The organism is Dehalococcoidales bacterium, from assembly GCA_035529395.1.
Taxonomy (GTDB): domain Bacteria; phylum Chloroflexota; class Dehalococcoidia; order Dehalococcoidales; family Fen-1064; genus DUES01.
In genome coordinates, this window is record DATKWT010000005.1 from 1 (window position 1) to 21,707 (window position 21,707).

Below are 21,707 nucleotides of genomic sequence, written 5' to 3' on the forward strand. Positions count from 1 at the left end.
GCAGGGGTGTCTGGGCGTCATTCTTACAGAATGACGTTAGCAGAATCCGAAACCAGATTCTGCCGGTGTCCCCCAGATATGATTTTTCCCCCCTTCCTCGGTAGGAAGGCTCTTCCTGGCCAGGAAGGGGAAGGCGGCCCAAATGGGCCGCACGGGGATTGGTCGAAAGGGTTTTTCAGCATCCTGCTAGGGGGACTGTACAAGTATGCGGGGCAGAGGCGGGAATTCAACCGTCGACGGCTCTTCGCTGCCGGTCACGGTTACCGTGCCCGGATAGGCGGTGTACCAGCCGGGGGGAACCTGGGTATCGTCATCGTCAAGCTGGTCCCAGGTGAAAACATACACAATGCTGACAGAAGCTCCCACTTCTATACTCCGGTCCTCTTCTGTCAGTATACGGACCGGTCTCAGAGTACTGTCACCTGCTATGGTGAATCTCGGTGGAAACGGAGTCACTACGATGGTCTCGTTACTAGTGTTACTGAAGGTCAGTTGGTAACTCACTTTGTGCCCGTACTCCGCGATAGTCGATTCTAAGGGGGTCACCTGCATATCGAACAAAGACACCATAGCCGCTTCCAGTGCCGGGGCAGTCGCCGCCTCCTTGGCAGCACCCACCATGGGAGCATCAGCTGTGCTTTCCGCTTCCTCTACGACCGCTTGCGCGGTGAATACTCCCTTTTCGACACCACGCTGAGCGCTCTCAACTACACCGGCTCCCGGAGAAGACACCCCGGTGAACATCCCTGTCCGCCACATCACCGTAACCACGGCAACAATCATGACCAGGGTGACGGTCGCAGTGCGCCAGACCGGGCTCTGTGGTACCAGCCTGTCCAGAATATCCCGGAACCAGTTCTTCTCGACTCTCTGACCGGCAGCAACTTCCTGCTCGGTCAGCTTCATGAGCAATCGCGACTTCAACTGGTCCTTGAACTCCACCGAGGGACCGGTATGGAGATCAGACAGCCTGCGGCTGAATTCGATAGTCGTACGGAGGTCTTCATCGGCGTCCTCACCAATGCTGACCCCTTCGCCGGCAATCAGCCGTTCGATGTTCTCCAGGAAGTCCTGCTCTTCCCTCTTATGCCTGGGCATTCTTCGCCTCCGGGAAGCTGTCTCTCAGCTTCCGCACTGCCCGGTAGAGCTTGGTACCTACATTCGATTCTGACAGGCCCGTCACCCCGGCAATCTGCCGGTTATTCAGTCCTGAGCCAAACTTCAGGGAAACGAGCTCCTGCTCTTCTCTGGAAAGCCGGGAGAGACACTCCCGCAACTTTTCCCGCTCTTCCTGGTTCTCCACTGCTTCATCCGGCGGCAGCTCCGGTGATGATACGTCAATCTCGGCTTTTTCCAGTGACACTGTTTGCCGTCTGCCGTGTACCCGGTAGTAGTCGATAACCGTATTTCGGGCAATAGTAAATATCCATGTCGAAAACGAGGCCTTGTTGCTGGAGAACCTGGTGAAGTTTGTCAAGGCCTTCTCAAATGTTCCCGATGTCAGGTCTTCTGCTACCTGCACGCTATTCACCCGGTATTTTATATACCGGAAGACCCTGGGAAGGAACTCCTCATAGAGCTCGGCAAAGGTCTCCCGGGCGCTCCTGATTTCGTTTATAGTACTCACCCTGGTCCATCTCCAGCTATGAAGCATCCCAGGGTTGCCCCGCACTTACTGATACGATGCAACCATGGGAGTATCACACTAAATTATGCCGAATATGTCATGATGTTGCAAGCTGCGACGGCAGCCGCTAGTTGTAGTGCCATTACTACCTGCAGAAAAGGGAAGGGTTTTCTTGTGTGGGATAAGGCATTGCCCCATGAGGAGGCGGCCAGTACCGCAGCTAATCGCATGGGTGCTCTCCGTTGACAACCAGCATCGGCTGTACTGGAGTGTCACTGATGTCCCGGACGGGTACGGAAGCTTGATTCCAGACACTTAATCAGATAGAGTGTTCATTGCAGGGTACGTCTTAAACGCTGACGACGAACACTGGCGAGCAGTCACTCGGTACCTTCCGGAACGTAGATGTCCGGGCCCGTGTCTGGATTAACCGGATAACGCGTATCTGGATTGACCGGATAACGAAGGACATCAGAGCCATAATTGTAAAGAAGGGGAGAGGTTGGTGTCTGGAAGGCAACGAGTAACTCGAAGGTAATGATGCGTAGTATGGGACTTGATATCGGCGATAGGAGGATAGGGGTTGCCCTCAGTGACCCCGGCGGGATACTGGCCAGTCCGTTTACAATCATCGAGCGAAGCGAACTCCGGCAGGAGCTTGAGGCCATTGCTGATATCGTGAAGCAGCAGGAGGTAGCGCTCGTAATCGTTGGCTTACCCCGTTCTATGGATGGCACTATTGGCGGTCAGGTACGTAAGGTACAGGACTTCGTACAGGAGCTGTGCCGATGCATCGATGTTCATGTAGAGTTTCGGGATGAACGCCTGACGACTGTATCGGCAAGACGTCTGATGAAGAGTGGCGGCAGGAAGAGCCGCAAGAAGGTGCGCTACGATGCCGCCGCGGCCGCCATAATCCTGCAGGGTTACCTGGAGGAAGGACGCTGACTGTGGAGAAACGTCGTGAATTGCTTGGTGTAGTCGACCGGGAGTTCCTCCGGAATCCCAGAAGCTTCATAATTCAGAGCCTTGTTGCCACTGTCGTCGTTGCCATAATCCTGTATTTCGTTGAGATGCTCACACATGCGGCCATCGTTGCTGCCCTGGGGGCAAGCACTTTTATTGTCTTCGCCATACCACGGTCCCGTACCGCCGAGGCGCGGAGATTGGTCGGCGGTCATGTCGTGGGAGTGGCTGTTGGTGCTCTGTGTTATTTCCTGCTACTGAACGGAGTCCTGAGGGAGCTAGCCATTGAGTGGGAGTACGTTTCGTGGCTGGTTGGTGCTCTGGCAGTAGGATTGTCGATTTTCGGGATGACCGTCACGAACACGGAGCATCCTCCGGCTGCAGGGACGGCCCTCGGCATTATCGCGCACGGGTGGACGAATAAGACGGTTATCTTCATTCTGGTCTTCGTCCTGTGTCTGGCCATTGTCCGCAGGTTACTGGGACGCCATTTGGTGGACCTGTATTGAGCTTGTTTGCAGGTGCTGCTTGCTGCACCACAACCGTTACGCATTCGGTCTGAAGGATATTGATTCGAGATGACAACCGAGGCTACTTCTTTTCAACTGCTGAAGACCTGCCCCGGGAGCCGGGCCCGCGCCGGGGAACTGGTAACTCCCCATGGTATCGTGCCCACGCCGGTACTGCTGCCGGTGGGCAGTCAGGCCACAGTGAAGACGTTAACCCCGGAAGAGATAAAGGGTGTCGGTATGACAATGCTGCTGGCCAATACCTACCACCTCTATCTTCGGCCTGGCATTGCCGCAATCGAGAAACTGGGTGGTTTGCACAGGTTCATGAGCTGGGATGGGGCTATTCTTACCGATAGCGGGGGGTATCAGGTGTTCAGCCTGGCATCACTGCGAAAGGTCAATGATGAAGGCGTGTTGTTCCGCTCACACATCGACGGCAGCGAGCATTTCCTTACCCCTGAACGTGTAGTGCAGTATCAGGAGGCACTCGGTGCCGACATTGCTATGGTCCTCGACGAGTGCCCGGCGGTCGATAATAGTCCGGAACAGGTGCGGCAAGCGATGGTGCGAACGCACCAATGGGCGGAGCGATGCCAGCGAGCACACAGCCTTGATAGACAGGCGCTCTATGCTATTGTGCAGGGTGGTGTTATTCCCGAACTGCGACGAGAGTCGGCCGAATTCCTGGTATCCCTGGACTTCCCGGGCTACGCTATCGGCGGACTGTGCATTGGCGAGCCGAAGCAGGTAACTCTGGATATCACCGGGCAGACGGCTGCCCTGCTACCCGAGGACAAACCGCGCTACCTGATGGGTGTCGGCTCACCTGAGGATATCGTCGAAGGGACGGCTCGCGGGATTGACATATTTGACAGTGCCTTACCGACTCGTGTCGCCCGGAACGGTGCTCTGTTTACATCCGGGGGGCGAGTGAATATACAGAATGCTGCCTACGCCCGGATGGAAGCGCCCATCGAGGAAGGGTGCAACTGCTACACCTGCCGGACATTCTCGGCGGCGTACCTTCACCATCTCTTCAGGTCTCGGGAGCTACTCGCCTATCGACTGGCGACAATCCACAACCTTACCTTTATTAGCAGCCTGGTGACGAAGATGAGGGACGCTATTCTGGAAGGCACCTTCGAATCTTTTCGGGACCGGTTTCTGTACAGCTACCGCCCTACCGACGAACGGATACGGCTTGAGCAGAAGCAGAAGTGGCTGCGGTCGAGGAAAGTCGCCGGGTAGCCGCCTAGTTCGCCCCGGTATCGATACCCTGAAGTCGCTGGATGATGCTCCCGGCTTCACTGATGATACCGTCGATAATTTCCTTCACGCTGGGAATATCGCGGATAAGCCCGACAACCTGACCCACGGTGAACAGGGCATCACTGATGTCTCCACTATTGTATGCCTCCCTTACCTTGTCACCGCTTATCAGGGGGAGTATCTCTTCCAGCGGAGCGCCGCTCTCCTCCATCTCCAGTATCTTCTGCGCGAACCCGGTCCTGATTACCCTTTCCGTATTGTTGATAGCCTTGTGGACCAGCATGGTATCGGCTTCACCAAGCTGGAGCAGCCATTCCTTAGCCTTCGCGTGCAGGGTACACTCCTTGCTGACGGTAAAGCGGGTGCCCATGAGCACACCCTCAGCGCCCAGGGCCAGGGCGGAGACAAGCCCGCGGGCATCGGCGATACCGCCGGCGGCAATAACGGGTATCTTCACGGCATCGACACAGATAGGGATAAGGACGGATGATGCTACATCGTCGGGCAGGGGATGTCCCGCTGCCTCAAAACTGACGACACTCACCGCATCTACTCCCACGCGTTCTGCTGTCCTGGCATGCCTGGCACCCCCGACCTTGTGCATTACGATAGCCCCGGCATCCTTGAGCATTTTCATGTACGAATCGGGACTGCGACCGGAGGTTTCGATTATGCGCACTCCCTCTTCAAGGGCAGCGGTAAAGTACTCTTCGTAGTTGACCGGCCGAATCGTCGGCAGCAGGGTAACGTTCACCCCGAACGGCTTGTCGGTCAGGCCTTTGGTCTTCCTGATTTCTTCGCGTAACTCGTCGGTAGTCTGGTGGTTGAGCGAGGTTATCATTCCGAGTCCGCCGGCATTGGAGACCGCCGATACCAGCTCGGCGCGTGATAGCCCTCCCCCGAGTGCGCCCTGAATTATGGGATATTCGATTCCCAGTAACCCGGTAAGCCTGGTCTTGAACACTGTACTGACCCCCTTCCAGAAAAGAGCGGGTACTGCTCTGGGCTAAATACCGGCAGTACCCGCTGCTCTGTATATCACTCTGCTACCGGACTATGTCCCGTCTCAGGAAGCAAACTGCTTGTTCATTGTTTGCAGTATCTCTTCAGCCTCTTTAACGGTGCGTTCAATAACATTGGCGACAGTGGTGATATCCTTTATCCTGCCCACGGTCTGCCCTATCATCAGGATTCCATTTACGGGGTCGCCTTCCACGGTAGCTTTGGCGAACAGGCGTCCACCGACGGCAAAACGCATTGCTGAGCCGAGACCCCGCTGACCGCCGCCAACACCAATCGCCTGTCTCCTCAGGTTGTTGGCCTCTTTGAAAAGCTGTCCCCAGGAAAGACCCAGGGTTTTCTTCATGTGCAGACCGGCCGATATCGCATCGAATAGCGGGAGTGCTTTCTTTTCGAGCAGTTTTTCCGCGGCCTCGTTGCGCAGCACGCGGCAGTTGATGCCGTCAAAAGCCGGGTCGATAACGGTGTCTTCTTCGCTGGCATTAACCCAGGTCTGCTTGACAGTTTCGGCTACCTCGGCCTCATCGGTGGCGGCCAGCCGGCTACCCATCGATATACCCTGGGCACCCAGGGCCAGGGCTGCTGCCAGCCCACGACCATCGGCATAGCCGCCGGCGCCGATGCACGGCACCTTTACTGCTTCGGCGATTGTGGGTACCAGCACCAGAGCACCGACATTACCGGAGTGGGATGCTGCCTCGTACCCGGTGATAATAATGCAATCAGCGCCAAGTTGCTCGGAGCGCATGGCATGCCTTAGCATGGCAATCGTCCCGATGACCTTGCCGCCGTAATTGTGTACCGCTTCGATAAGAGGAGCAATCTCCGGGGGTCTTCCCAGAGCGTAATTCAACACCGGTACCTTCTCTTCAATGATTACGGGAACCCTTTCCCTTGCCCCTACTCCAAGCGTAAGGTTGACACCGAATGGTTTGTCGGTCTGCTCCCGGATTTCCTTAATGGCACCTCTTAGCTTGTCGGCAGCATACCACTGTGCGGAGAGGACACCAAGACCTCCCGCATTGGATACGGCTGCAACCAGTTTAGGTGTGGTTAGCCAGTTCATTCCTGCCAGCATGATGGGGTACTCGATACCGAATAGCTCGGTCATTCCTGTTTTCATTCTGCTATCTCCTTCTATCAAATTTTCTGGTCACTTTTTATCCGCCCCACTGACCACCAAACCGATACAGTGTGTATGGACTATGCTTCACCTCCTGCTATCGTCTGATATTGTTATGTAGTGACCTCCATTTTGCCCAGGCGCTTCATAATGCTCCTGGCTTCGCTGATAATGCCGTCAATGATTTCCTTGACAGTGGGGATATTATGTATCAGGCCGACAACCTGGCCGACCGTTATCGGTGCCCCGCCAACATCACCGGTTTCGTAGGTATTCCTTCCCCGCTGGCCGCTTATCATCGGCAGCAATTCCTCCAGGCTGGCTCCCTGGTTCTCCATCTCCAGTATCTTCTCGGTGTGCTCGGTCCTCACCACACGGGACGCGTTCTTGATTGATTTCTGGATGAGTATCGTATCCGCTTCACCGACTCCCAGCATCCATTCCTTGACGTTGGGATGCATATTGCATTCCTTGCTAGCCATGAAGCGGGTGCCCATGAGCACGCCCTCGGCACCCATGGCCAGTGCGGCAACAAAACCACGGGCGTCGGCAATACCTCCGCCAGCGATAACCGGCACCTTCACGGTATCAACGGCTATCGGGATGCGGACCATGGAAGTAACCTCCTCCTGTCCCGGGTGACCGGCAGCCTCGGTACCGAGGATAGTAACTGCATCGGCCCCCACCCGTTCCGCCGTCGAGATATCTCTTATCCTTGTTGCCCGGTGCATCACCGTCGCACCGGCATTCTTGAGCATCCTGATGTACGGCTCGGGGCTGCGGCCCGAGGTCTCGACAATGCTGACTCCTTCGTCCAGAACAGCCTGGAAGTAGTCCTCGTAGTTGACCGTCCGGGCCATGGGAAGCAAGGTAACATTGACAGCAAAGGGCTTGTCGGTCAGGTCCTTTGTCTTCCTGATTGCCTCCCGGAGCTGGTCTATCTCGGTGTATGTCAGCGAGGCAATAATACCCATCCCCCCTGCATTGGAAACGGCCGCGACAAGTTCCGGCCCCGACAGGTAGGCCATAGGCCCGGCGATAATCGGGTATTCTATGCCGAGTAGTTCCGTTATTCTGGTCTTGAACATCTGCACGTATCCCTCCTCCTGACTGTCTATCATATTACCTGCGGGCAAGCGGTGTGTCAACCGTGCCAATAAGCCCGCAGGACACTGCCACCTGCCTGATGCGGGCTTACATCGTATCTGTTCCGACTTCGTGTCAGCCTCCACCGAGTATATACAGTATGTGCAGTTCGTCCCCATCCTTAACGGGCCTGGCAAGCTCGTCGGTGCTGGCGAATTCTCCATTGACATAGATACTGACGTAGTCGAATAACTCGCCCTCCCGGGCGTAAAGCATCCGGCTGATATCGGGAAACCTCTCCACAAGACGGTCAAGGCATTCCCCAGCCGTGCTACCCGGTACTTCAACCACCTCTTGCTCAGAGGTATAGGTTTGGAGATACGATGGAATGTTAATCTTTACGCTCATTTCCTCTTCACACCTCACCCCTGGTGCCGTCTACTCAAAAGGTTGTTGCCAGCATATCCCGCGGGATTGTGCCACGGTATTCAATGAATAGGTTTCTGCTGGCTCCTATCATGATGCTGAAAAGGGGAGTCCGGAGGGATTCCGCCCCTTTTGGCAAGGGTGTCTGGGCGTCATTCTTACAGAATGACGTTAGCAGAATCCGAAACCAGATTCTGCCGGTGCCCCCCGGATATAATCCTCTACCCCCTTCCTCGGTAGGAAGGCTCTTCCTGGCCAGGAAGGGGAAGGCACCGCCCCTTCTGAGGGGCCCCGCCTCTTCTGAGAGGCGCCCCATCTGGGCCGCACGGGGTTGGTCGAAAGTGTTTTCCAGCACACTACTAGAAATGTAGCTCCATCGCCCTCGGCGGGCAGGTTTTAATGCAAAGACCGCAGGCAAGGCATTTATCATCATGGAATGTCACTCTTCTGGTCTCCGGGTTAAGCTCAAAAGCACCGGTGGGGCAGATGGTCATGCAAACACCACACTGGGTGCACCGTTCCTCGTTGCGGGTTACACTCTGGCTTAGGGATTGTATCCTGACTCCGGCGTCGACCATGTACCTGATGCCTGCGTCATATTTTTCCTGCTTGCCCTTGAGTTCGAGCACCATCAGGCCTTCCTCTTCCGGGGTCACTGAAGCCTTGAGGATATTGAATTCAAGATCGTAGTCCTTTATCAGCCGATAGACTATCGGCCGGTCCACGAGGCGCCGCGGGAAGCGCAGCACTATTCTTCGGGATACCGTTTTTTGAGAAGGTTTTCTTCTGGAAGTCGTCATTTACCCACCTCTGGCCAGTGTTGTCTTATGTGTCTGCTCCGGACCTTCACCGGTTGCAGTCTGCCGGGCTATCCGCCGTGGTTTACAGGCCACGGAACTTCGGCTCTCTCTTCTCGACGAAAGCCCGAGCACCCTCCTGATGGTCCTCTGTGCCGAAACAGAAGCGCATCGCGAATGAGTACCACTCCTTCCACTGCTCGACCGGCATGTTGACTGAACGCCGAATCCCTTCCTTGGCCAGCTGCACCGAAATCGGCGGTTTACTGGCTATCTTGGCAGCCATTTCCAGCGTCGCCGGCATCAGCTCTTCATGGGGTACCACCCTGTTCACCAGACCGATGCGGTAGGCCTCTTCGGCATCGATGATGTCTGTTGTCAGCATTAACTCATAGGCCTTGGCCAGCCCGACCAGCCGGGGCAGGATAAGCTGCGCTTCATCGGGAATCAAGCCCACCCTGAGGAAGACTTCACCGAACCTGGCACGCTCCGAGGCTATCCTCATATCGCACATCAGGGCAGTATCACACCCGTAGCCCACAGCAGCGCCATTGACTGCGGCAATGGAAGGCTTGTTAATTGTCAGAAGTGCCTCAGACCCGCCGGTCATGTGTCCCCCCTGCAGGTACCGGAGTTGCTCTTCCCGGTAGGCTTTCTGCCTCTCTTCCTGAGTACCTTCGGCACCGAGGAAAATGGTCTTGACATCATCGCCGGCGCAGAACCCACGGCCAGCCCCGGTAATCACAATCACCCTTATCTTGTCGTCGCGATTGGCCTCGTCAATCGCCTGGCCAAGCTCGGCATGGGTCTTGTGAGTCAGAGCATTCATGGCCTCGGGCCGGTTCAGCGTAATCACGGCAATGTTGCCGCTCTCAACGGAATAGAGGATTTCTTCGTACGCCATTATGATAGTTCCCCCCTTCACAATTACCCGGGGCAGTTTGATTATTTCCAGTCTGGCCAGTTAAGAGGTAGAAAAACCACATCCAACGCCGGAATACTAAAGAGTATGTCTCTTAAAATAAAAAGTGCGCCTCTCAGAATAATAGTCTCACTATCAGTGGTTTGTCAATTTGCGCCACGACGCATCATGCTGACGGGTTACCTTTGACAAAAGGAAGCCGGGCTTGCTAACCTAAGTATGAAGTTGGCGTAAGTGGACGGGTTTCAGTTCTGAATAGACAGACAGGTGCGGTAAGAGAAAGTAGAGCTTTGCCATTCAGGAAAGTAGACCTGCACGTACATACCCCCAAATCGGCGTGCTACAGCGATACGTCTGTCACTCCGGAGGAGATAGTCGATGCTGCGCTGGCCGACGGTCTGGATGCGATTGCGATTACGGACCACAATACCGTCGAAGGAATCGAGGAAATCAGGCAGGCGGCAACAGAAAGAGGACTCTGTGTCTTTCCGGGAATAGAGCTGTCGACCGCAGGGGGCCATATCCTGGCCCTGTTTCCCACGGATATGCCTATTGAAGAGTTGCGCGATTTTCTGGACTATGTCGGAGTCGACCGCGAAGGACGGGGTGACGCCATTGTCCAGGCCAGAGGCAATACTGAGGAGGTCCTTGAGAAAGTGGAAGAGCGGGGTGGGCTGGCCATTGCCGCTCACGTGGAGAGATGGCCGAGCGGGTTTCTGGAAACGAACCAGCCCCGCCGGGTGAAGAGAGCGATTCATGGCAGCGACCACCTCAGTGCCCTGGAAATAACTGTGCCCCAGAATAAGGGGTTGTGGAACGCCGGGGAGGTGCGTGGCTACCCGAAGCAACGTGCCTGTATTCAGGGGTCGGACGCCCATGCGCTGGAGGATATCGGCCGCCGTCCTGTGTATATCAGGATTGGGGAAATTACTCTGGACGCTCTGCGGATGGCCCTCCGTGCCTATGAAACAGAGGTCGCCTTTCCCGGTGAGCTGTGTCGTCGCGAGTAGCTATCGCTTTGGCAGCAACGGGGCCACTGACTACCGGAGAAGAAAGGGAGCAGGCTTATGGAGTATCCGGATATCATCTATACCAAGGAGAATAGCATTGCCACCATCACCCTGAACCGACCCGACAAGATGAATGCCTTCACCCCTGAGATGTCAGATAGCCTCTACCGAGCCGTGGAGGATAGCGCCAACGACAAGAGCGTGCGGGTGATAATACTCACCGCCACCGGGCGTTCCTTCTGCGCGGGTGCGGATGTCAGGGCCATGGCGCAAAGATTCGACAAACCGGAGGCAGAGCAGAAGTACGAAATGGCGCGGTCGGAGCGTGTTTCTCTCCACCTTCTGATGCAGAGATGTGACAAGCCCATTATCGGTGCCATAAATGGAGTGGCCGTAGGTGGGGGGCTTGACCTGGCCTGTGCCTGCGATGTCCGGATAGCTTCGGATAAGGCAAGGTTTGCTGAGGTATTCGTGCGCAGGGGCATGATGCCGGCTTCCGGGGGAACATACTTTCTGCCCCGGTTGGTCGGCATCGATAGGGCCTGCCTGATGGCCTGGACTGGTGATATGATTGGTGCTGAGGAGGCGGAACGGATAGGGCTGGTGACTATGGTCGTTCCCCACGATGAGCTTGAGATTGCCGTCATGGAGCTGGCAGAGAAACTGGCCAAAGGGCCGCCGCTGGCGATACAGAGGACGAAGCGCGCTATTTACGAGGGTCTGGAAATGGACCTTGAGGAGACGCTCAAGTACATCGGCCCGATTATCAACGAGCTCAACCAGACCGAGGACCACAAAGAGGGTGCCACGGCTTTCGTCGAAAAGCGGGAGCCGGTATTCCGTGGGGAATAGAAACGCAGAAGAGCCTCCCTGACCGGAACTGGAATGTACTGGAAAAGCACACGATATTGACTTTCACCGGCTCTCTTCCTGCTCCCCCCTGCTATGAAAGTGGCGGCCGGTCAGTCGCCAGCAATGTCTCCTGTCTATATTATGTCAAACTATTAGATTAGCCCCGTCAATACCCGGAAGGAGCTAATCTTTTGTGTGTCTTTGTGGTGACGGCGCGATAACACATCGGCAGTAGTCTTCCCTTGACCCGGCCAATGATTACGTAATCTAGCAGGTCACCGAAATACATTGTCTGGTTCTCTATGCCGGCCGGTACGAAATCACGCTGTCTGTTAAGGTGTCTATTCGTTAGGGTTGACGACTCGCCCGATAAACAGAATGCTATCGGTCTTGACATCGCGAATCAGAAAGATGAAGGGATGGTCGACCGTGACCTCGACAGGCCGTTCTGGCATACCCGTCAATTGCATCATCACCGCTGTGGCCGCAGCTGCTTCTGTCCCGGACTCATCCACAGACACGAAGGCCTTGTGGACAACCTCCGCTATGAACAGCTCATAATTGCCAGTCATTCCTGAGAAGTCTGCACCCATGGAGAAGGCAATGGGCATGCCCATTGCGGCCAGCGTCTCCTTCAAGCTGAACTCCGATTCAAACTCGAATCCTGGCATTGTCAGAGCGACACTTCTCCGTTCCAGACTCGTTAGAATGGTACTTACACGTTGTGCGTCTAATGCCCTTTCAAATGCCTGGAATTGGTCGGCTCGAGGAAGCAGAATCACCATTGAGAGCTCGTTCCCATCATACGGTAGTTCAACCGCCTGGTAACCATCACCTTCGGCGTAACCGAACATCTCTGTCTGCTTCATCATCGGCGCAATGACTGCAGTACCGTCGAGTAGATGGAACGGCCCGTCTTCCGTCGAATTCTCGTTAAAAGGATAAAGCCAGGCAGCATTGAAGTAAATGGCATTGGTAAGCACAAGCCGGGTGAGCTCGTTGATAACACCCTGTGGAATCAGGTTTTCAATCCGTTTTTCAGTCTGGTCGCTGACCCAGTTGTTGATTGTAAGGCGAGACTCCTCCGGTTCTGTATCGAAGTCGAGTGTTCTCAGTCCGGCGCCGTAGTTCTCTGCCAGGACATCCAGGAACCCGGGGAGGAAGCTATATCCGTTTTGACCCCAGATGGCATTGACAATATTTAGACGGAAACCCTCGCCATCCTTACCCTTGGCACCTTCACCGCGTTTATTCAGTTCAATATCCAGCCCGTTAAACACCGGATGCAGGCTGCCTTGAGGGAGAGTAAAGTGAAGAGTGTCCGCCATTTGCTGCTCCGTTTCCCCGCGGGCACCGGCATGCGTCATCGCCAGCGCCAATGAGATACTGTAGGGAGAGTAGAAGATGTTGCCCTCTCTTTTCCCAAGTTCCTGGTACAGGTCGAAAGCGAAGGCACTGTTACCATTGATTAGAGATATCAGCTCAGACTCGCCCACGTCTGGAGAGGCCACACGCTGCTTGTCTGATTGCAGCAGTTCGGTCAACTGCGGCTGGCCACAGGCCATAAGACTCAGCAGCATAACCGTTATCACGGCGCAGAGTAACAGCTTCTTCATTTTACTAACCTCCAAATGGTGATGCTAACTCAATTATACGATTATAGTGATAGAGTATCACATCAACCTGTCGTCCGGGATTCAGCCCGGGCAGAAGGTCATACTCTAGCAGGGTGTTGAAAAAGGGGAGTCCAGGGGGGTGCTCCTCAGAAGGAGCGTAGCCCCTTTGACTCTCCGCTTGTAGTTGCATCCCCGAACTCTGATCAGAATAGTCCCACACACCCTTAGGTGCAAACGACCCTTGCCTGAAATTGTCCTTCACACCGTTTTGGGGTGTCAAAGAGGGGTGTAACCCCTCTTGAGGGGGATTTCAAGGGGGTGTCCCCCTTGATTCATCTTTCACCTAACAGGACCTTCGCACTGGTGTACGCCCCTATCTCGTGTGGCTCAGACGGCCCATCTGGGCCGCACGGGCATGGTCGAAAGGCTTTTTCAGCACCCTGCTAGAATCTCCTGATAGTTCTTGTATGGACACAATCATGGGAGTATAATCTCTTCAAGTAATAGACATCAGGTGAAGGATGAGACTATTCTCACAAAGGCATGGTTACAAGCCAGTTAAGAGTGTGATTCAAATAGAGTCTATAGACGAAGAATTACGCACAGGACTCTGGAACGCACTCGACATTTATTATTGGAGTGCGGGTAGGCCAAGTGAACTCCTGCATAGTCCTTAAAATAGTGAATTAGAAGCATTGTTTGGTCGGTTGTGGCTTGACTACTTCAAACAACCGCTTGATACCATGCCAGAGTATCCATACTTAGTTACGAAAGAAATACGAGACGAATATTTCTCTTGCCTATGGTCAGAGGTTTATGACATTGTGGAATTCATCGCAAACAACTATCCTAATTCGTCTGTGAATAAAAGATTTATAAGCTACTGCAACTCTATTCTGGAGCGTGAAGTTTCTGGTTACCGATTTATTGGAGAAACGATTACTCCCATCACTAATGAAGGGGAGATTGCTGAAATAGAAGAAGCCTTACAAATTGCCAAGGCTTTAGGGCCCGTCGCTATTCATTTGAACTCAGCGTTAGAAAAGTTATCAGATAAAAAATCGCCCGACTTCAGAAACTCAATTAAGGAATCGATAAGTGCTGTTGAGGCGATTTCTAGCCACATTGCTAGTAAAGACAAAGCGGAGCTTGCCGAAGCATTGACAATACTCGCAGAAAAGATACAGCTACATTCTGCGCTACGACAAGGATTCATCAAGTTATATGGATATACAAGCGATGCAGATGGAATACGTCATGCTTTATTGGAAGAACCTGCATTAGATTTCGAAGATGCTAAGTTTATGCTAGTAGCTTGCTCAGCATTCATAAATTATCTCAAGGTCAAAGCATCAAAAGCAGGAATTGACCTGACTTGAGAACGAACAGCAGCACACCTCAGTTGTGATTCAGCGTGGTGCGGCGCTTCCCCTTCTCTCTATCTCCCATACCCCACTCTTTAAATCCATAGATGGTAGGGGGTCTTGCACCGTAAATCGTCAGGATATCCGTGGTGTCGGTATGCCCCGTAAAATCTCAAACCAGATCTTTAACCAGGCGAAGTGCCTCGCCCAGCTTGTCTTTATCCCTGCCGCCGGCCTGGGCCATTGTCGGCTTGCCACCGCCGCCACCGCCGGTTACCCTGGCTACTTGTTTTACTATGTCTCCGGCGTTGTAACCTTTTTCGACAAGGTCAGGGGTCACAGCAACCAGAAAGGCCGGTCTGTCGCCATGCACCGTACCCAGTACCACGACGGCGCTCTTCAGTCGGTCCCGCAGGAAGTCGCTCATCTCGCGAAGTACCTGCTGCGGGAACGGTCGTACTTCCGCCACCAGCACGGTTACCCCTTTTACTACCTCCGCTCGTGATAACAGCTCCTCAGCCACCTTCCGGGACATCTCCCTCTCCAGGACCAGGCTTCGTTTCCGCTCGCTTTCCAGTTCGGCAACCAGTCCGGAGACCTTCTCCTCCACCTCATCCGCCGAAGCTCCCACAGATTGGGCAATTCTATCAAGCTCGGAGAAGCGCTGCTCTATCAACTGTTCAGCCACCCGGCCGGTAACAGCTTCAATCCGGCGCAGCCCGGAACCGATACTGCTCTCGCTGGTAATCAGAAAGGGACCTATCTGGCCTGTCGATAATACGTGTGTACCGCCGCATAGCTCGGCACTGACAACAGGCTCTCCGCTCTTCACCACCCGGACGGTATCTCCGTATTTCTCATCGAACAATGCGGTTGCACCCTGCTCGATTGCCTCTTTATAGGGCATCTCCTCTGCCCTGACCTCCAGGTTCTGGCGAATCCTCTCGTTGACGATTGACTGGACCCGCTGCGTTTCTTCGGGCAGCATCGTTGTCAGGTAGGAAAAGTCAAACCTGAAACGGTCCGGCGCTACCAGCGAACCCCGCTGCTGGACCTCATCTCCGAGCACCTGGCGAAGGGCCGCCTGAAGCAGGTGGGTGGCAGTATGGTTGCGGGCGATATCCAGCCGCCGGTCCCTATCCACTACGGCCTCGACATCGTCGCCTACGGTGAGACTACCCACAGCCACACGACCCCGGTGGGCAATGATATCCGGTGTGATACGGACGGCACCGCTTACCAGGAACCGCGCCGAGTCCCCGCGTATCTCACCGGTGTCACCCACCTGGCCTCCCATCTCCCCGTAGAAGGGAGTGGATTCCAGGATAATGCTGCCTTCTTCACCTTCCGTTAACTCTTCCGCCGAAGCACCATCTGAGAGCAGACCGATAATGCGAGACCGGTGCTCCAGACTGTCATAGCCGACAAACGGCGTTTCACGGACGCTGACCAGTTCCGCTATGACAGCCAGGTCTTCATCAGAGATGTCAAACTTCTGAGCACCCTTGGCACGCTCTCGCTGTGCCGCCATCTCCTGTGTGAAGCCTTCCATATCCACATAAAGGCCGCGCTCCGTAGCTACTTCTTTAGTGAGCTCCACCGGCAGGCCATAGGTATCATACAGCCGGAAGGCGTCCTCTCCTGAGATATCTCCCTTTCCCCCGGCTTCTTCGATAATGCCCTCCAGCACTTCCAGCCCTGTCTTGAGGGTATCGCTGAACCCGGTCTCCTCAAGTTCTATTACCCGGGGCATGAAGTTCTGTCTGTCCCGAAGCTCGGGGTACAAGTGTCCCATCAGGCCTACTGTCACCGCAGCCACTTCTCCGAGGAAGGGCTTATCCAGTCCCAACCTCAAGCCAAAGAGCGTGGCCCGCCGCAGCAGCCGCCGCAGCACGTAGCCCCGGCCTTCGTTACTCGGCATCACACCGTCCGCAATCAGGAATGTGACCGCCCGCCCGTGCTCGGCAACCACTCGCATGGCATGGTCGGCAGTAGCATCAGCACCATACCGCTTACCGCTCAGTTCCTGGATGCGCTCTATCAGGGGCAAAAACAGGTCCGTCTCATATATCGATGTCTTGCCCTGCATGACAACGGCGGTTCTCTCCAGCCCCATGCCGGTATCGATATTTCGTGATGGAAGCGGAGTCCGGTTGCCTTCCTCGTCCTGGTCGAACTGGGTGAAGACTAGGTTCCATATCTCGGTGAAGCGTGCGCAGTCACACCCCGGCGCGCAGGACTCCTTCCCGCACCCGAATTCCTCGCCGAAGTCATAGAATATCTCAGAGTCCGGTCCGCACGGTCCGGAACTTCCCGCCGGCCCCCAGAAGTTATCTTCCTCGCCAAGCCTGTTAATCCTCTCCGCCGCGACACCAACCTCACGCCAGCAATCGAACGCCTCGTCATCATCCAGAAAGATGTTAATCCAGAGCCGTTCCGTGGGTAATTTAAGATACTCGGTAACAAACTCCCACGCCCAGCTAATAGCCTCTTTCTTGAAGTAGTCGCCGACACTGAAATTACCCAGCATCTCGAAGAAGGTGCAGTGGGTTGCATCACCTACGAACTCAATATCGGTAGTGCGGAAACACTTCTGACATGAAGCCATACGGCGGCTCGGTGGTTTCGCTCTGCCCGCGAAGTAGTCCTTGAATGGCACCACGCCGGCGCTGGTCAGCAGCAGGCTGGGGTCGCCGTGCGGTATCAGCGAAATACCGGGCACGACCTTGTGTCCCCTGTCCTGGAAGAACTTCAGATATGCAGAACGGATTTCGTCGCTATTCAATTGCTGCTCCATGCTCGCCAGTGGCCGTTGTTATACCTGATTGTAGGCCAACAGGCAAACTCTGTCAACGAGAGTAAAGGCGTACCCGTCTACGGGTACGCCCACGTGCTACGGGTACGCCCACGTGCTCGTCTACGGGTACGCCCACGTGCTCGTCTGCGAGCATGCCCACGTGCTCGTCTTCGAGCACGCCTCGTCTGCGAGCACGCATTGACATACGGTCACCCGTCCCGTAAACTGTGCCTTGAGTGAGGTGTTAGATGGCAGACATTGACACTATCAGCCACGAGTTGACTGAGGCCCTGAAGGGGCACCAGGCTGACTATATCGAGGCCAGAGTCGCCGAGAGCCGGACAAGCCAGATAGGCTACCGGGGAAGGCAGTTGGAATCCATCGGCCGGACCAATGCCGTTGGCGGCAGTGTACGGGCCCTGGTAAAGGGTGGTTGGGGTTTCGTCAGCTTCAACGACTTCGATGACCTGCGGGACAAGGTAGCCCTGGCGGTCAAGCAGGCACGCTTTGTCGGCAGCGGAGAGAGTCGGCTTGCCCCGGTAGACCCGGTCATCGAGACCGTCCCATGCACCATAGTCGAAAATCCGGTGACAATCTCACTGGCCGACAAGAAAGCTCTCCTCGACGAGTACAATGATGTCGTCTGGGGTAATCCCGGGATACAGACCTCGACTATTGGCTACGGTGACAGTCACAGGAAGACCATTTTTCTGAGTTCAACGGGCAGTCGCATCGAGCAGGAGCGGACGGATGTCACCCTGCGTGTCGTGGCGGTCGCTGCCAGGAACGGTGAAGTGCAGCAGGCCGGCGTAAGCATAGGGGGTCGTGACGACTTTTCGGTTATCCGGGGCCTGCACTCAAAGGTGGAAGACCTTGCGAATAAAGCGGTTGCCATGCTTTCTGCACCGAAGGTCAAGGGCAAAGAGTATACCGTGGTACTGGACCCGGTCCTCGCCGGAGTGTTCGTCCACGAGGCCTTCGGGCACCTGTCCGAGGCTGATTTCGTCTATGAGAATGACCGCTTGCGTGACATCATGACCCTCGGCAAGACCTTCGGCGGTCCCCATCTTAACATCGTTGATACCGCAATACTGCCCGGATTACGCGGCAGCTACAAGTACGACGATGAAGGTGTACGTGCCATCAAGAACTACCTCATTCAAGAGGGTAAACTGGTGGGCAGGCTGCACTCCCGCGAGACCGCCGCCAGGATGAATGAACCCCCCACGGGAAACGCCCGTGCCATCAGCTACCGCCATCCACCTATTGTCCGTATGACCAATACCTACATTGAGCCCGGTTCGGCCAGCTTCGACGACATGATAGCCGACATTAAAGAGGGTGTTTATGTCAAGAACTGGTATGGTGGACAGACCAGCATGGAGATGTTCACCTTCTCTGCCGGTGAGACCTACATGATTCGCAACGGAAAGATTGCGGAGACACTCAGGCCGGTGGTGCTTACCGGCAACGTCTTCAGCACCCTGGAGAACATCGATGCCATTGGCAATGACCTGGATATGAACCAGGGCGGTGGATGCGGCAAGGGAGCGCAGTCGCCACTGCCCGTCAGCAATGGCAGTCCACATATCCGGATACGACACTGCCTCGTAGGAGGTAACTAGGTGGAAGATATCCTGGCCAGAGCCAGCAAAGTAGCCGAGGAGGCCGAGGTCTTCATGGTCTCTTCGGAGGAAACGCCCGTTGAGTTTGAAGCCAACCGCCTGAAGCAGATACAGAGCAAACAGAGCAATACGGTAGCCCTTCGCATCATCAAGGATGGCAAGCTCGGTTACGCCACCACCACCGGCACCAATGATATCGAGGAGCTGGTTGATAACGCCGTCGCCACGGCGCAGTTCGGGACGGAGGCGCACTTCACTCTGCCATCGCTGACCACCTACCCGGAGGTCGAGGTCTTCGACCCGGCTGTCGAGACAGTAACCCTGGAGCAGATGACCGAACTCGGTCAAAAGTTGATAGACACGGTCCGGGCGCATACGCCTGACATTATCTGTGAGGCCGGGGTTACCAGGACAACAGCCACCCTCACCATTATAAACTCCCGTGGCGGGCGGGTCAGCTACCGGGAGAGCGTTTTCAGCATCGGCGTCGAGGGCCAGCTTATTCACGGCACGGACATGCTTTTTGTCGGTGAACACCAGAGTTCCTGCCATCCCCTGCTGGAACCGGAAGCCATAACAGTGGAAGTCCTCCGGCAGCTTGAACTGGCCAAAGAACGGGCTTCGGCTCCTACCAGAACGATGCCGGTGGTCTTCACTCCCATGGGCATAGCCAGTGCTTTCGGCCGCCCGCTGATGGCGGCGTTCAGTGGCAAGACTGTCCTTGAAGGAGCCTCACCAATCGGCGAAAAGCTGGGCCAGAAAGTGTTCGATAGCAAACTCGGTCTGAGGGACGACCCGACAGTCCCCTACTGCCCGGGAAGTGGCCCCTGTGATGACGAAGCTGTACCGAGCGAGTGCACGCCGCTAATCACCGAAGGTACGGTCAGCAATTTCCTCTACGACCTTCAGACGGCAGCCCTGGCCAATACCAGGAGCACGGGTAACGGGCATCGTAGTCCGGGCGGGCTGCCCACCCCTACACCCAGCGTCTTTCTAATCTCCGCCGGTGACACCTCTTTCGACGACATGGTGGCGGATATCAAGGAAGGACTGGTAGTAGAGCAGCTAATGGGTGCTACCCAGGGCAATGTCCTCGGTGGTGACTTCAGTGGAAACGTCCTGCTTGGCTTCAAGATAGAGAAGGGAAAGATAGTCGGGCGGGTCAAAGACACGATGGTCTCCGGCAATATCTACCAGCTCCTCGACCAGATAGCCGCCATCGGCAACGACGCCAGGTGGATAGGCGGCTCCTTCAATACCCCTTCAATCTACTGTCCCGGGGTGTCTGTGGCCAGTAAGTAACCCTGCCCGTCCTCACTCCACGACCTTGGCCCAAACTGCCTTGGAGCGGAAGCCCAGCCTCTCAAGCAGGGCATCACCGGCCATGACCCACACCAGTATCAGCAATACCAGTGGAATGCCCGGCCACCTCGCCATCCACGGGGCCTGGAGCATGTATCTCCGCCCTTCCGCTGAAAGCATGCCGCCAAGCTCCGGCTGAGGTGGCGGTATGCCAAGACCGAGAAAGCTGATGGTGGAGGTATACAGGATACCGCCTGCCATGGCGAGCATCATCATCACCGGGATTGACCACAGCACGCTGTAGAGCCAGCCTCGCCCATCCGGCGGCGAGCTGTAGGCCTCCCGCATCATGCCCACCGCGCGGGGTAGCAGCACCACCAGGCCGGCCATCATCGCCACCTGGACAAGGCCCACCCCCACCACGCTCATCAAGAGTATGAGCAGCATCAGCCAGGGGAAGGCGCATAGTATGTCCCTGGGCAGCATCACCAGGTCCTCCAGGGTATCGCCCAGCCAGTTGTCCATCCGTCTCAGGGCCGCCCCCGCTATCCCAAAGCCGGCGGCAACTATCACCAGCATGCCAACCATCATGCCGGCGGCCTGGATATCGACCCTGATGCCGTAGAGCAGCCGGCTGAATAGATCACGGCCCAGAGAGTCGGTGCCAAGCCGGTAGTCAGCACCGGGGGGCGCCAGCCTGTCTGCTATGTGGATTTCGTTGTAGTCGTAGGGTGCCAATGCCGGAACGACCACTGCCACGACAACAGACGCAAGCACCAGTACCAGAGAGACGATAAGCCAGGCCCTGGGTATGCTCCTTCGCAGTGGCGGCTGCTCCTCCGCCGGTTCGGCTGTCACCGCCCTTCCGCCGAAGTGATTGTAGGCGATTTCAATAAGGTCTGCCGCCAGCTTGACCAGTACCACAATTATGACAAACGTCCAGGCGGCTCCGAAAACCACCGGGTAGTCTCTGGTGAATATGCTTGACAGGAACAAGCGCCACAGGCCGGGCAGGGCGAACATCTGCTCCATCAGCATGGCGACAACAAATAAGGCCCCCACGAGCTTGAGCAGGGTCGTCACCAGCTTGACGGCGATGTCTCGTGCCAGCAGCCGGTACGAACTGGCCGTCCCTCCCGGCCGGTCTGCCAGTACCCCGTGCCCGGATTGAACGAGCAACCACGTTATTGGCATAGAGACAAAAAACACCGGCCACCATGTAATACCCTGACCCACCGGGGGTGACCACTCCCACCAGATTGCACCGTACACCATGAGCAGCTGGGTACCGAAGAACACGGGATAGGCGACGCCGCTACTGACCAGCACCATCCGCATCACCTGTCTTATCTTCGCCAACCAGGGAGGTCGGTCAGTTACCAGACTAATGAGT

Annotated in this window: 18 protein-coding genes and 1 pseudogene; 8 read left to right on the top strand and 11 right to left on the bottom strand. The window is 55.7% G+C overall.

Annotated features, from left to right (window positions below; translation table 11 throughout):
* Positions 1–186: 186 nt before the first annotated feature.
* A complete protein-coding gene (locus VMW13_00180; GenBank protein HUV43224.1) occupies positions 187–1,098 on the bottom strand; it encodes a hypothetical protein in 912 nt (303 codons plus the stop codon).
* Positions 1,085–1,627, bottom strand: a complete 543-nt coding sequence (locus VMW13_00185) for a sigma-70 family RNA polymerase sigma factor (GenBank protein HUV43225.1) — start codon at positions 1,625–1,627, stop codon at positions 1,085–1,087. Before VMW13_00185 ends, VMW13_00180 begins: the two co-directional genes overlap by 14 nt.
* A 549-nt stretch (positions 1,628–2,176) precedes the next feature.
* On the opposite strand from VMW13_00185, the gene ruvX reads away from it, so the two are divergent.
* The 3 genes from ruvX (at position 2,177) to tgt (ending at position 4,353) form a co-directional block, all read left to right on the top strand.
* Positions 2,177–2,575, top strand: a complete 399-nt coding sequence (gene ruvX / locus VMW13_00190; protein HUV43226.1) for a Holliday junction resolvase RuvX — start codon at positions 2,177–2,179, stop codon at positions 2,573–2,575.
* 2 nt (positions 2,576–2,577) lie between these two features.
* Positions 2,578–3,102, top strand: coding sequence for an HPP family protein (locus tag VMW13_00195; GenBank protein HUV43227.1), 525 nt, complete (start codon positions 2,578–2,580; stop codon positions 3,100–3,102).
* Positions 3,103–3,171: 69 nt separating this feature from the next.
* On the top strand, positions 3,172–4,353 hold the full coding sequence (gene tgt / locus VMW13_00200) for a tRNA guanosine(34) transglycosylase Tgt (protein ID HUV43228.1): 1,182 nt from the start codon (positions 3,172–3,174) through the stop codon (positions 4,351–4,353).
* A gap of 4 nt (positions 4,354–4,357) precedes the next feature.
* On the opposite strand, the gene VMW13_00205 is transcribed toward tgt, so the two are convergent.
* The 6 genes from VMW13_00205 to VMW13_00230 form a co-directional block, all read right to left on the bottom strand.
* Positions 4,358–5,338 (bottom strand): nitronate monooxygenase, encoded by a 981-nt coding sequence (locus tag VMW13_00205; protein ID HUV43229.1) that lies wholly within the window; start codon positions 5,336–5,338, stop codon positions 4,358–4,360.
* A 102-nt stretch (positions 5,339–5,440) separates the two neighbouring features.
* A complete protein-coding gene (locus VMW13_00210) occupies positions 5,441–6,517 on the bottom strand; it encodes a nitronate monooxygenase (GenBank protein ID HUV43230.1) in 1,077 nt (358 codons plus the stop codon).
* Between the two features lie 113 nt (positions 6,518–6,630).
* On the bottom strand, positions 6,631–7,605 hold the full coding sequence (locus VMW13_00215; GenBank protein HUV43231.1) for a nitronate monooxygenase: 975 nt from the start codon (positions 7,603–7,605) through the stop codon (positions 6,631–6,633).
* Between the two features lie 133 nt (positions 7,606–7,738).
* Positions 7,739–8,011 (bottom strand): MoaD/ThiS family protein, encoded by a 273-nt coding sequence (locus VMW13_00220; GenBank protein ID HUV43232.1) that lies wholly within the window; start codon positions 8,009–8,011, stop codon positions 7,739–7,741.
* 377 nt (positions 8,012–8,388) lie between these two features.
* Positions 8,389–8,829: an NIL domain-containing protein gene (locus VMW13_00225; protein HUV43233.1), complete on the bottom strand. Its 441-nt coding sequence runs from the start codon at positions 8,827–8,829 to the stop codon at positions 8,389–8,391.
* Between the two features lie 82 nt (positions 8,830–8,911).
* Positions 8,912–9,730, bottom strand: a complete 819-nt coding sequence (locus VMW13_00230; protein HUV43234.1) for an enoyl-CoA hydratase/isomerase family protein — start codon at positions 9,728–9,730, stop codon at positions 8,912–8,914.
* Positions 9,731–10,038: 308 nt separating this feature from the next.
* Here VMW13_00230 and VMW13_00235 point away from each other — a divergent pair, with 308 nt between their 5' ends.
* Positions 10,039–10,758 carry a CehA/McbA family metallohydrolase gene (locus tag VMW13_00235; GenBank protein ID HUV43235.1) on the top strand — a complete coding sequence of 240 codons (720 nt, stop codon included), beginning with the start codon at positions 10,039–10,041 and terminating at the stop codon, positions 10,756–10,758.
* Positions 10,759–10,815: 57 nt separating this feature from the next.
* Positions 10,816–11,610, top strand: a complete 795-nt coding sequence (locus VMW13_00240; protein ID HUV43236.1) for an enoyl-CoA hydratase — start codon at positions 10,816–10,818, stop codon at positions 11,608–11,610.
* Positions 11,611–11,951: 341 nt separating this feature from the next.
* On the opposite strand, the gene VMW13_00245 is transcribed toward VMW13_00240, so the two are convergent.
* Entirely contained in the window at positions 11,952–13,226 is a 1,275-nt protein-coding gene (locus tag VMW13_00245) for a serpin family protein (GenBank protein HUV43237.1), read from the bottom strand.
* A 521-nt stretch (positions 13,227–13,747) separates the two neighbouring features.
* Here VMW13_00245 and VMW13_00250 point away from each other — a divergent pair.
* Positions 13,748–14,605 (top strand): annotated as a pseudogene (locus tag VMW13_00250) (hypothetical protein).
* A 157-nt stretch (positions 14,606–14,762) separates the two neighbouring features.
* Here VMW13_00250 and alaS read toward each other — a convergent pair.
* Complete coding sequence (gene alaS / locus VMW13_00255) at positions 14,763–17,375, bottom strand: alanine--tRNA ligase (GenBank protein ID HUV43238.1); 2,613 nt, start codon at positions 17,373–17,375, stop codon at positions 14,763–14,765.
* A 260-nt stretch (positions 17,376–17,635) separates the two neighbouring features.
* Here alaS and VMW13_00260 point away from each other — a divergent pair, with 260 nt between their 5' ends.
* Together VMW13_00260 and VMW13_00265 are read left to right on the top strand one after the other, a co-directional pair.
* Positions 17,636–19,012: a TldD/PmbA family protein gene (locus tag VMW13_00260; protein HUV43239.1), complete on the top strand. Its 1,377-nt coding sequence runs from the start codon at positions 17,636–17,638 to the stop codon at positions 19,010–19,012.
* The gene (locus VMW13_00265; GenBank protein HUV43240.1) at positions 19,013–20,314 is read left to right on the top strand and encodes a TldD/PmbA family protein; all 1,302 of its coding nucleotides are present in this window, start codon (positions 19,013–19,015) and stop codon (positions 20,312–20,314) included.
* Between the two features lie 12 nt (positions 20,315–20,326).
* Here VMW13_00265 and VMW13_00270 read toward each other — a convergent pair.
* A partial coding sequence (locus VMW13_00270; GenBank protein ID HUV43241.1) for a hypothetical protein occupies positions 20,327–21,707 on the bottom strand: 1,381 nt, incomplete at its 5' end.

Bases quoted from the DNA above. Each gene is read 5' to 3' on its own strand.
- VMW13_00220 (HUV43232.1), bottom strand. From the start codon at position 8,011: ATGAGCGTAAAGATTAACATTCCATCGTATCTCCAAACCTATACCTCT.
- VMW13_00245 (HUV43237.1), bottom strand. From the start codon at position 13,226: ATGAAGAAGCTGTTACTCTGCGCCGTGATAACGGTTATGCTGCTGAGT.
- VMW13_00180 (HUV43224.1), bottom strand. From the start codon at position 1,098: ATGCCCAGGCATAAGAGGGAAGAGCAGGACTTCCTGGAGAACATCGAA.
- VMW13_00210 (HUV43230.1), bottom strand. From the start codon at position 6,517: ATGAAAACAGGAATGACCGAGCTATTCGGTATCGAGTACCCCATCATG.
- VMW13_00215 (HUV43231.1), bottom strand. From the start codon at position 7,605: ATGTTCAAGACCAGAATAACGGAACTACTCGGCATAGAATACCCGATT.
- tgt (HUV43228.1), top strand. From the start codon at position 3,172: ATGACAACCGAGGCTACTTCTTTTCAACTGCTGAAGACCTGCCCCGGG.
- VMW13_00225 (HUV43233.1), bottom strand. From the start codon at position 8,829: ATGACGACTTCCAGAAGAAAACCTTCTCAAAAAACGGTATCCCGAAGA.
- ruvX (HUV43226.1), top strand. From the start codon at position 2,177: ATGGGACTTGATATCGGCGATAGGAGGATAGGGGTTGCCCTCAGTGAC.
- VMW13_00230 (HUV43234.1), bottom strand. From the start codon at position 9,730: ATGGCGTACGAAGAAATCCTCTATTCCGTTGAGAGCGGCAACATTGCC.
- VMW13_00260 (HUV43239.1), top strand. From the start codon at position 17,636: ATGGCAGACATTGACACTATCAGCCACGAGTTGACTGAGGCCCTGAAG.
- VMW13_00240 (HUV43236.1), top strand. From the start codon at position 10,816: ATGGAGTATCCGGATATCATCTATACCAAGGAGAATAGCATTGCCACC.